This is a genomic window from Brevundimonas sp. CURTG3B2_SDJG (assembly GCF_057364705.1).
The window spans coordinates 1-9,029 of sequence record NZ_JBNFOJ010000114.1 but is presented as its reverse complement, the minus strand read 5'-3'; the positions used below and the strand labels follow the sequence as shown (position 1 = coordinate 9,029).

8 protein-coding genes and 2 pseudogenes are annotated in these 9,029 nt (G+C 69.8%); 4 read left to right on the top strand and 6 right to left on the bottom strand.

Annotation, left to right across the window (positions count from 1 at the left end; genetic code table 11):
* Window positions 1-619, bottom strand: a 619-nt coding sequence (locus tag AC2W7C_RS09345; protein WP_486001191.1) for a DUF2799 domain-containing protein, incomplete at its 3' end; no start/stop codon positions are given.
* Window positions 620-716: 97 nt separating this feature from the next.
* Between AC2W7C_RS09345 and AC2W7C_RS09340 the strand changes: the two are divergent.
* The 4 genes and pseudogenes from AC2W7C_RS09340 to rpoH all read left to right on the top strand — a co-directional run bounded on the left by AC2W7C_RS09340 (window position 717) and on the right by rpoH (window position 3,889).
* Window positions 717-1,773: pseudogene (locus AC2W7C_RS09340) on the top strand (RluA family pseudouridine synthase).
* Window positions 1,770-2,471, top strand: a complete 702-nt coding sequence (locus AC2W7C_RS09335; RefSeq protein WP_486001190.1) for a hypothetical protein — start codon at window positions 1,770-1,772, stop codon at window positions 2,469-2,471. The pseudogene AC2W7C_RS09340 and the gene AC2W7C_RS09335 overlap by 4 nt, the downstream one beginning before the upstream one ends.
* 13 nt (window positions 2,472-2,484) lie before the next feature.
* The gene (locus AC2W7C_RS09330; protein WP_486001189.1) at window positions 2,485-2,793 is read left to right on the top strand and encodes a GNAT family N-acetyltransferase; all 309 of its coding nucleotides are present in this window, start codon (window positions 2,485-2,487) and stop codon (window positions 2,791-2,793) included.
* A 211-nt stretch (window positions 2,794-3,004) separates the two neighbouring features.
* The gene (rpoH, locus tag AC2W7C_RS09325; RefSeq protein ID WP_486001188.1) at window positions 3,005-3,889 is read left to right on the top strand and encodes an RNA polymerase sigma factor RpoH; all 885 of its coding nucleotides are present in this window, start codon (window positions 3,005-3,007) and stop codon (window positions 3,887-3,889) included.
* A gap of 153 nt (window positions 3,890-4,042) precedes the next feature.
* Here rpoH and AC2W7C_RS09320 read toward each other — a convergent pair whose 3' ends face one another.
* From AC2W7C_RS09320 to AC2W7C_RS09300, 5 genes and pseudogenes are all read right to left on the bottom strand, one after another.
* Window positions 4,043-4,855, bottom strand: a complete 813-nt coding sequence (locus tag AC2W7C_RS09320; RefSeq protein WP_486001187.1) for a response regulator — start codon at window positions 4,853-4,855, stop codon at window positions 4,043-4,045.
* Window positions 4,856-4,930: 75 nt separating this feature from the next.
* Entirely contained in the window at window positions 4,931-6,226 is a 1,296-nt protein-coding gene (locus tag AC2W7C_RS09315) for an adenylosuccinate synthase (RefSeq protein ID WP_486001186.1), read from the bottom strand.
* Window positions 6,227-6,360: 134 nt separating this feature from the next.
* Window positions 6,361-7,517: pseudogene (locus AC2W7C_RS09310) on the bottom strand (phosphoserine transaminase); the annotation flags it as partial.
* Window positions 7,517-8,443, bottom strand: coding sequence for a DnaJ C-terminal domain-containing protein (locus AC2W7C_RS09305; RefSeq protein ID WP_486001185.1), 927 nt, complete (start codon window positions 8,441-8,443; stop codon window positions 7,517-7,519). The gene AC2W7C_RS09305 and the pseudogene AC2W7C_RS09310, both read right to left, overlap by 1 nt.
* Window positions 8,444-8,539: 96 nt before the next feature.
* The gene (locus AC2W7C_RS09300; RefSeq protein ID WP_486001184.1) at window positions 8,540-8,890 is read right to left on the bottom strand and encodes a hypothetical protein; all 351 of its coding nucleotides are present in this window, start codon (window positions 8,888-8,890) and stop codon (window positions 8,540-8,542) included.
* Window positions 8,891-9,029: the final 139 nt, after the last annotated feature.

The window sequence follows — 9,029 nt, the reverse complement described above, 5'->3', positions numbered from 1 at the left end:
ACGATGGAGCTTTCCGCCCCGCCGCACACCATGCGTCGGCGTCGTCGAGCGCGTCTTGCGCCCGGCGCCAGTCGCGTTCGGTGTTCTGGCGCTCGCGGCGCAGCTCCTGGATCCGGTTGCGCACCACGTCGCGCTGTTCGTCGGTCAGCCCGTCCGCGCGCGCCTCGCGCTGCTTGGCCTCGATCTTGTCGTCCAGCTCCTCGAGCCGGGACGCCAGGCTGTCGACCGTGCTGCGCGCGCTGCTGACCGCCTGCTCGGCCGCATAGACGACCCGGCCGTCCTCATAGGCCGGCAGGAAGTCCCTCTCCAGGCCCGCCGGGCAGACCCCGGCGTAGCTGGATCCCTCCCGCCCCTCGGCGAATCCACGCTGCGGCGTGCAGTACCGCAGCACACCCTGCGACCAGCCGTCCCGATAGGCGGCGTCGTCAGGAACCACCCCGTGCTTGGCGCACGCCTCGGCGTGCTCGCCCAGCCGGCTCATCGACAGCCCCTCGGCGCCGTCGGCGAACCCGCGTCCGGACCAGTCTCCGGCCATGCACTCTTCCGCGCTCATGGTGGCGCAACTGCCCAGGCCCAGCACGGCGCCGGCGGCCAGAACGGCGAACAAGACGGTGCGCATCGCGCCCTCCCCCAGAAAGCCCCGCCCGCACTCTGCCGCAACTCGCCCTAACGGCCAAGCTTCGGTTTGACGGCGTCGGCCTTCGCCATGCTAGACGATGCCTTACCGCCCCCGGACCGCCCCAGAACCGGCCAGGGCGGCGGAGCGCGCGGTGTCGGACGAACCCCTTCTTATCGACGACGACGAGCCGGTCACCCTTGAGGCCCGCATCGAGACCGGCGGCGCCCGCCTGGACAAGGCCCTCGCCGACGCCTTCCCGACCCTGTCCCGCGCGCGCCTGCAGGCCCTGCTCGCCGAAGGCGCGGTCAGCCGCGACGGCCAGACGCTGTCCGGCGGCTCGGCCAAGGCCCAGCCCGGCCTCTACCGCGTCGCCCTGCCCCCCGTGGCGCCCGCAAATCCGCAGCCGGAAGCCATTCCGCTGACGGTCTTGTTCGAGGACGCCGACCTGATCGTCGTCGACAAGCCCGCCGGCATGGCCGCCCATCCGGCTCCGGGCAGCGAGACCGGCACCTTGGTCAACGCCTTGCTGGCGCACTGCGGCGACAGCCTGTCGGGCATCGGCGGCGTCGCGCGTCCCGGCATCGTCCACCGTCTGGACAAGGACACCTCGGGCGTCATGGTCGCCGCCAAGTCGGATCGCGCCCACGCCGGCCTCTCGGCCCTGTTCGCGACCCACGACATCGAGCGCACCTACATCGCCCTGACCCGCGGCGCTCCAAACCCGCCGAAGGGCCGGATCGAGACCCTGATCGGCCGCTCCTCCTCCGACCGCAAGAAGATGGCCGTGCTTCGCTCGGGCGGGCGCAACGCCGTCACCGACTACGTCGTCCAGAAGACCTTCGGCGAACCCGCCCGGGCCGGCGGGGCGCCGATGGCCGCCCGCGTCGCCTGCACCCTGCACACCGGCCGAACCCATCAGATCCGCGTCCACCTGGCGTCGAAGGGCGCGCCGATCCTCGGCGACCCGGTCTACGGTTTCCGGCAGCCCCGCCGCCCCTGTCCGGGCCGCCATCGTCGCGGCCGGACTGACCCGCCAGGCGCTCCACGCGGCCGTGCTCGGCTTCGTCCACCCGGTGACCGGCGAAGCGCTCCGGTTCGAGACCGCGCCGCCCGCCGACATGCAGGCGCTCGAAGACAGCCTGTCCGACCTGTGAGGGCGCGGGTCGCGATCCTGCTTCTGATGCTGGCGGGCTGTGACCGTTTGGAGGACGGCGTTCCCTGGCGAGGTCAGTCCAACTCCGTCGAACCCAACGCCGCGGGCCTGGTCACCCTGCCGTGCGACGCCTCCACGCCGCTGGAGCCGACCCGGCCCTACTATTGTCGGCGTGACCGTCACTTCGTCACGCCCTCCGCGCGCGACGCCCTGGTCGCCGCCGCCAGGACGATGCGAGAGCGCTATCCCGACGAGGTTCTGCGCTTCATGGACGCCTCAGGTCCCAACGGCCGCAGGCCCTTCCCGCCGCACCTCAGCCATGGCGACGGCCGCCAGATCGATCTCGGCCTTTACTACACCGACGTCCAGGGCCGGCCGCTTACGGCGTTCCCGGTCACCGACCAATACGGCGGCTACTGGCCCGCTGAGCCGCCCCGCCCGGGCGAGGAGATCGCCTGCCCCAATGGCCGCCCCGGCCGCGCCGAGAAACCCGATCCGCCCGCCGACCGTCCGTGGCGTCTCGACGAGGCGCGCACCAAGGCCCTGGTCGAGACGCTGATCGCCGACCGGCGCGTTCGCCGCATTCTCATTGAACCGCACCTGGAACGCCGCTTCGGCCTCTGGGGCCATCCCAAGCTGCGTTTCGCCGGTTGCCAGGCCGCCCGGCATGACGACCATCTGCACGTCGATTTCTACTAGAGGAGCCCGCCCCATGGCCGACGCCGACATCCGCGACAACGCCGAACAGCATCGCTACGAACTGCCCCTCGGCGCCGAGGTGGCGGTCGTCACCTATAATCTGTCGGGACAGAACCTGATGATCACCGAGACCCTGGTGCCGCAGGCGCTGGAGGGCCAGGGCATCGCCAGCCGTCTGGCCAAGCACGTCATCGGCGACGCTCGCGCGCGCGGACTGCTGATCCTGCCGGTCTGCCCGTTCTTCTCCGCCTACCTGCAGAAACACCCCGAGCACGCCGACGTCGTCCACCCGACCTACCGTCAGATCCTAGGGCTCGAATAGTCAGTCTTGATTCAGGACTGACTACCTGCTATACGATCTGCCATCGGTGCAGTGGCGCCGGGGCAACGGTCACGCTTTCGTGTGACAATCCGCCTCTGACAAAGACGGAAACCCGACCCTATCTCATCGGTTGAGGGGTGAGGCGCCGGCGCACACAACGTGGCCGTCTCCGTTGGACCCGCTCGTTCATTCGGTCGGAGGGACCAGACTTATGGCTAACAATACGCTCGCGGTGATGTCGCCTGAACAGGGGCTGTCGCGCTACCTGACCGAAATCCGCAAGTTTCCGATGCTGGCGAAGGACGAGGAGTTCATGCTCGCCAAGCGCTGGACCGAGCACCAGGATCCGGAAGCCGCCCACCGTCTCGTGACGTCCCACCTGCGCCTCGTGGCCAAGATCGCCATGGGCTACCGCGGCTACGGCCTGCCGATCGGCGAGGTGATCTCCGAGGGCAACGTCGGCCTGATGCAGGCCGTGAAGAAGTTCGATCCGGACAAGGGCTTCCGCCTGGCGACCTACGCCATGTGGTGGATCCGCGCGTCCATCCAGGAATACATCCTGCGCAGTTGGTCGCTCGTGAAGATGGGCACCACCGCCGCGCAGAAGAAGCTGTTCTTCAACCTGCGCAAGGCCAAGAGCCAGATCTCGGCCTTCGAGGAAGGCGACCTGCACCCCGAGCACGTCGACGCCATCGCCACCAAGCTGGGCGTGACCAATCAGGACGTCATCGACATGAACCGCCGCCTGGGCGGCGACGCCTCGCTGAACGCGCCGCTGCGCGCCGACGGCGAAAGCGAATGGCAGGACTGGTTGGCCGACGACAACGCGGTCTCGCAGGAGACCCAACTCGCCGACGACGAAGAGAAGTCGCTGCGCATGGGCCTGCTTCAGGAAGCCATGGAAGAGCTGACCGATCGCGAGAAGCACATTCTGACCGAGCGCCGCCTGAAGGACGACCCGGTCACCCTGGAAGAGCTCGCCGGCCAGTACGGCGTCAGCCGCGAACGCGTCCGTCAGATCGAGGTGCGGGCCTTCGAGAAGCTCCAGAAGGCCATGCGCGCCGCGGCCGAAGAGCGGAACCTGGTCGACGCCTGACCGCCCGCGCTCAGGCAGCGAGTGATGGCGCACCACGAAACGCGCTCAAGCAGTGAGCGACCGTGTCGCGAGCGATAGCGCACCAAAACGCGCTCAAGCAGCGAGCGACCGTGTCGCGAGCGATAGCGCGACCAAGAATGATCAAGGCGGGCGTCAGCCCGCCTTTTTCACAGGCTCCGCCGCCGCCTGGTGCATCGCCAGCAGTCCGCCGATCGGCGCCGACAGCGTCGCCTTGGTCGGCGGCCCCGAGGCCAGGCTGACTTCCAGCGCGCCCACCGCCACGGCCAGACGCGAATCCGACGCCTTCATCGCCAGAGCCTTCAGGTTGGCCGCCTGTTCTCGAATGGAACGCACGGCCTGCATCGGATCGTTGTCGAACTGGTCCAGGGCCGAAGCCAGGATGCGCATCGCCTGGTCCTTGTCGGCCGCCAGCGCCGCCGCCCCGGTCGCCGCCCGGTCGCTGCGCCGCTTTGACGGCCCGGAGTATTCGCCCGAGTTGAACCGTCGGCGGTCCGGGCCGACGTAGCCGACCGCCTCGATCCAGGTCCGCGGCTTCAGCGCCACGTTCTCGACCCGCTTCAGCAGGTCGCCGCTGGTGAAGGGCTTGCGCAGGAACTCGTGCACGCCGGCGTCGCGGGCGCCCAGAATGGTCGTCGCGGTCGCCTCGGCCGTCACCATGATGATCGGGGCGCGTCGGCATTCCATGTCCGACCGCCGCAGCCGGCGGGCCAGGCTCTCGCCGTCCAGGCCGGGGCCGGTCCGCTCGATGAAGATGATGCCCGGCTCCATCGCCGCGGCCGCCTTCAGCGCCTTGGCTTCGTCGGGAACGGTCACCACATCGCGCGCGCCCAGCGCCTTGACGATGTCATACAGCAGCCGCGCCGCGTGCGGATTGGGGTCCACGATCAGGACCCGTCCGACCACCGGCTCAAGCTTGGCCAGCACACGACGATCGATTGCGAACACGACAGAACCTCCGGCGAGGTCCGACGGCTAACATCTTGATCGTTAAAGCCGCTTGAACGCTGCGTTTTCGGAGGATCAGCCCAGGAACGGGTCGCGCATCAGGATGGTGTCGTCGCGCTCGGGGCTGGTCGACAGCAGCGCCACCGGCGCCCCGATCAGTTCCTCGATCCGCCGCACGTACTTGATCGCATTGGCGTTCAGGTCCTTGAAGCTGCGCGCCGAGGCCGTGCTTTCGGTCCAGCCTTCCAGCTCCTCGAACACCGGCTCGGCCGCCGCCTGGTCCTTCAGGCTGGACGGCAGATAGTCCACCACCTCGCCGCCGATCCGGTAGCCGACGCAGATCTTCAGCGTCTCCAGCCCGTCCAGCACGTCCAGCTTGGTCAGGGCGATCCCGTCGATCCCGTTGATCGCCACCGATTGGCGCACCAGCACCGCGTCGAACCAGCCGCACCGCCGCGCCCGCCCGGTGTTCACCCCCACCTCGCGCCCCACGGTCGCCAGGTGCTCGCCCACCGCGTCGTTCAGCTCGCAGGCGAAAGGCCCTTCGCCAACCCGGGTGGTGTAGGCCTTCACGATCCCCAGCACATAGCCGACGCCGCGCGGCCCGATCCCCGAGCCCGCCGCCGCTTGCCCGGCCACGGTGTTGGAGCTGGTCACATAGGGATAGGTGCCGTGGTCCACGTCCAGGAAGGCGCCCTGCGCCCCTTCGAACAGCACCCGCTTGCCCGCCTTCTGGGCCTTGTCCAGCACGCGCCAAGCCGGCTGCACATAGGGCAGAATCTTCGGCGCGATCTCCAGCAGCGAGGCCAGCAGGGCGTCCGGATCGATGGGCTCCAGCCCCAGGCCCGCCCGCAGCGGGTCGTGGTGCGAGCGCAGGCGGTCGATCTTGATCTTCAGGTGGTCGGCGTTGGCCAGGTCGCAGACGCGGATGGCGCGGCGGCCCACCTTGTCCTCATAGGCTGGGCCGATGCCGCGGCCGGTCGTGCCGATCTTGGCGCCCGGCGCGCTGGCGGCGGCTTCCCGCGCCACGTCCAGCGCCGGATGGATCGGCAGGATCAGGCAGGCGTTGTCGGCGATGGTCAGGATGTCCGGCGTGATAGCCACGCCCTGGGCCTGGATCTTCTCGATCTCGCCCACCAGGTGCCAGGGATCGACCACCACCCCGTTGCCGATGATCGACGGCTTGCCCTGCACCACGCCCGAGGGCAGCAGGGCCAGCTTGTAGACCTTGCCGTCCACGACCAGCGTATGGCCCGCGTTGTGGCCGCCCTGGAAGCGCACGACCATGTCAGCGCGATCGCACAGCCAGTCGACGATCTTGCCCTTGCCCTCGTCGCCCCACTGGGCGCCGACCACCGCGACATTCGCCAAGGTTCACTCTCCGCTGATCCGGTTTCCGGAATGCGGGCGCAGCCTATAGCGGGGGAATCGGACGATGTCGTCCCATTCCTCCCCCCTCTTTGGGGGAGGGGGACCGCCGAAGGCGGTGGAGGGGGTTTGCAGCCGGCCGCCATCTCCGCCATCGCCGTCTCGAACGCCCACTCCAGCCAAGGCGTGAGCGCCTCGATGTCGGCCGTGTCCACCGTGCAGCCGCACCAGATCCGCAGCCCCGCCGGCGCGTTGCGGTGGCTCTCGATGTCGAAGGCGGCCCCCGCCTCCTCGACCAACGCCTTCATCCGCATCACCAGGGCGTGCCGCGCCGCCTCATCCATCGCGGTCACCCGCGCATCGACGATCTTCAGGCACACCGAGGTCGTCGACCGCGTCGCCGGATCCTCGGCCAGATATTCCACCCACGGCGTGCGGGCGACCCAGGCGTCCAGCGCCGCCGCATTGGCCTGCGTCCGGGCGATCAGGGCGTCCAGCCCGCCGGCCGACAGCCCCCACTCCACCGCGTCGATCCAGTCCTCGATCGTCCAGACGCTGAAGGTGTTGATCATCGAGCCCGACGCCAGCGTCCGGTCGAATCCCTTGGCGTCCCGCAGCCGCAGCACCTTGGGCACGCTTCTAGGCGGCGCATAGCGGTCCAACCGCTCGATCGCGCGCGGCGAAAGCGCGGCCACGCCCAGGCCAGCCTCTCCGCCCAACGCCTTCTGGAAGCTGAAGGTCACGACGTCCAGCTTGCCCCAGGGCAGCGGCATGGCGAAGGCGGCCGAGGTCGCGTCGCAGATCACCACCCCTTCGCGGTCATCGGCGATCCAGTCGGCGCCGGGCGCCATGACCCCCGAGGTCGTGCCGTTCCAGGGGAAGACCAGGTCCTTCTTCGGATCGACTTTGGACACGTCCGGGAACCGCCCCCAGGGGGCCTCCAGCACCTCGGGCTCCAGCTTCAGGTGCTCCCGCGCGTCGGTCGCCCAGACCTTGCCGAAATTCTCGAACGCCAGCACCTGCACCGGCCGTTCGCCCAGCATCGACCACATCGCGGCCTCGACGGCCCCGGTGTCCGAGCCCGGCACATAGACGGTCGTCCAGTCCGCCGGACCTGCAGCAGGTCCCGCGTCAGCCTCAGCCCGTGGGCGAACCGCTCGACCACCTCGGGCGCCCGGATGCCGCGGCCCAGCAGTTCGTGCGGCAAGGCCTGCGACGACCAGCCGGGCCGCTTGGCCGTCGGCCCGGACGAGAACCACGGCCGCGCCGGCTTCGCATTGGGTCGGTTGGCCATCAGTCCCGCCACGGCTTGAACGGCCCCTTGTCGCGCATCGACTGGGCCAGTTTGGTCAGTGCGCCGTCCTCGTCGTCCGGTAGCTGGATCATCAGCTTGGCCAGCAGGTCCCCGCGCTTGCCGTTGGCGAACGCGCCCCGTCCCTTCAGCCGCAGCACCTTGCCCGAGTTCGACCCCTTGGGGATGGTCATGCTGACCTTCCCCTCAGGCGTCTGAACCGGGACCTTGCCGCCGAGGACCGCATCGGACAGAGGCACCGGCAGGTCCATCGTCAGGTCCGCTCCGTCGCGGACGAACATCGGATGCGGCGCCAGCTTCAGCTCGATCAGGGCGTCGCCGTTCTCGCCGCCGCGGCCGGGCATGCCCTGGCCCTTGAGCCGGATCGTCTGCCCATCGCCGGCGCCCTTCGGAATGGCCACGTCCAGGGTCCGCCCGTCCGAGAACTGGATCCGCCGCGTCGCGCCCGAGATCGAGTCCTCCAGGCTGATCTCCAGCGTCGCCCGCAGGTCTTGGCCCTTGGACGCGAACCCGCCCCCGCGCGTGCCGCCCGGCCGGGCCCCGCCGCCGAACATGCCGCCGAAGATCTCGTCCAGGTCGATGTTCTCGAACCCGCCCCGCTGACCGCCCCCCTGTCCAAACGGGTTCTGGCCGAAGCCGCCGGGCCCTCCGCGCTGGCCGCCGCCGAAGCCCCGGAACTGCTCGCGCCCGTCGGCGTCGATCTCGCCGCGGTCGAACTTCGCCCGCTTCTCGGCGTCGCCCAGCAGGTCGAACGCCGCCGTAACCCGCTTGAACCGATCCTCGGCGGCCTTGTCGCCCGGGTTCTTGTCGGGGTGCAGGTCCTTGGCGAGCTTGCGGAACGCCTTCTTGATCTCGTCCTGGCTCGCGCCCCGGGCCACGCCCAGTTCCTTGTAGGGATCGCCCGCCACGTCGAAAGCCGCTCCGTTGAAAGCCGAGCCCGACAGTTAGGGCATCGCCGGGATTCCGCAAAGGCGAAGGCGGGATCGGCCGTCGTTTTCCGCCGCTCAGCCGAGCTTCAGCTCGACCTCGACGCCCCAACCGTAGCCTTCGCCCCACTGCGACGTCCGGATCGCCGCAGCCGGTCCCGGCCCCTCCGGAAAGTCAGCCGCACGATCCGGCGCGGCATAGATCGCCGCTGGCGTTTCGACCTCCCAGCTTCGCAGGACCGCCTCTCCGTCCAGCACCCGCACGCGGAAACGCGACGGATCGGCCGGGGCCGTCTCGCCGTCCCAGCGGTCTCCGTCGATCCGCGACCGCGGCCTCCAGCTCAGGTCCAGGCCGCCGTCGGACCGCGCCCTCGCCCGCAGGTGGGCCGGGCTCCAGGGCCGATGGTGGACCCCCGACGGCGCCCACACGATCTGGCTCCCGGCCCTCACTTGGACGCGCCGCTCGGCCGCGCGCGCCACAGCAACGGCAAACCCCGCCCAGCAGGCCGACGACCATGAGCAGGGCCGACAGCCGCTTGCGCTGGATCAGCAGGAAGGCCAGGGCGAT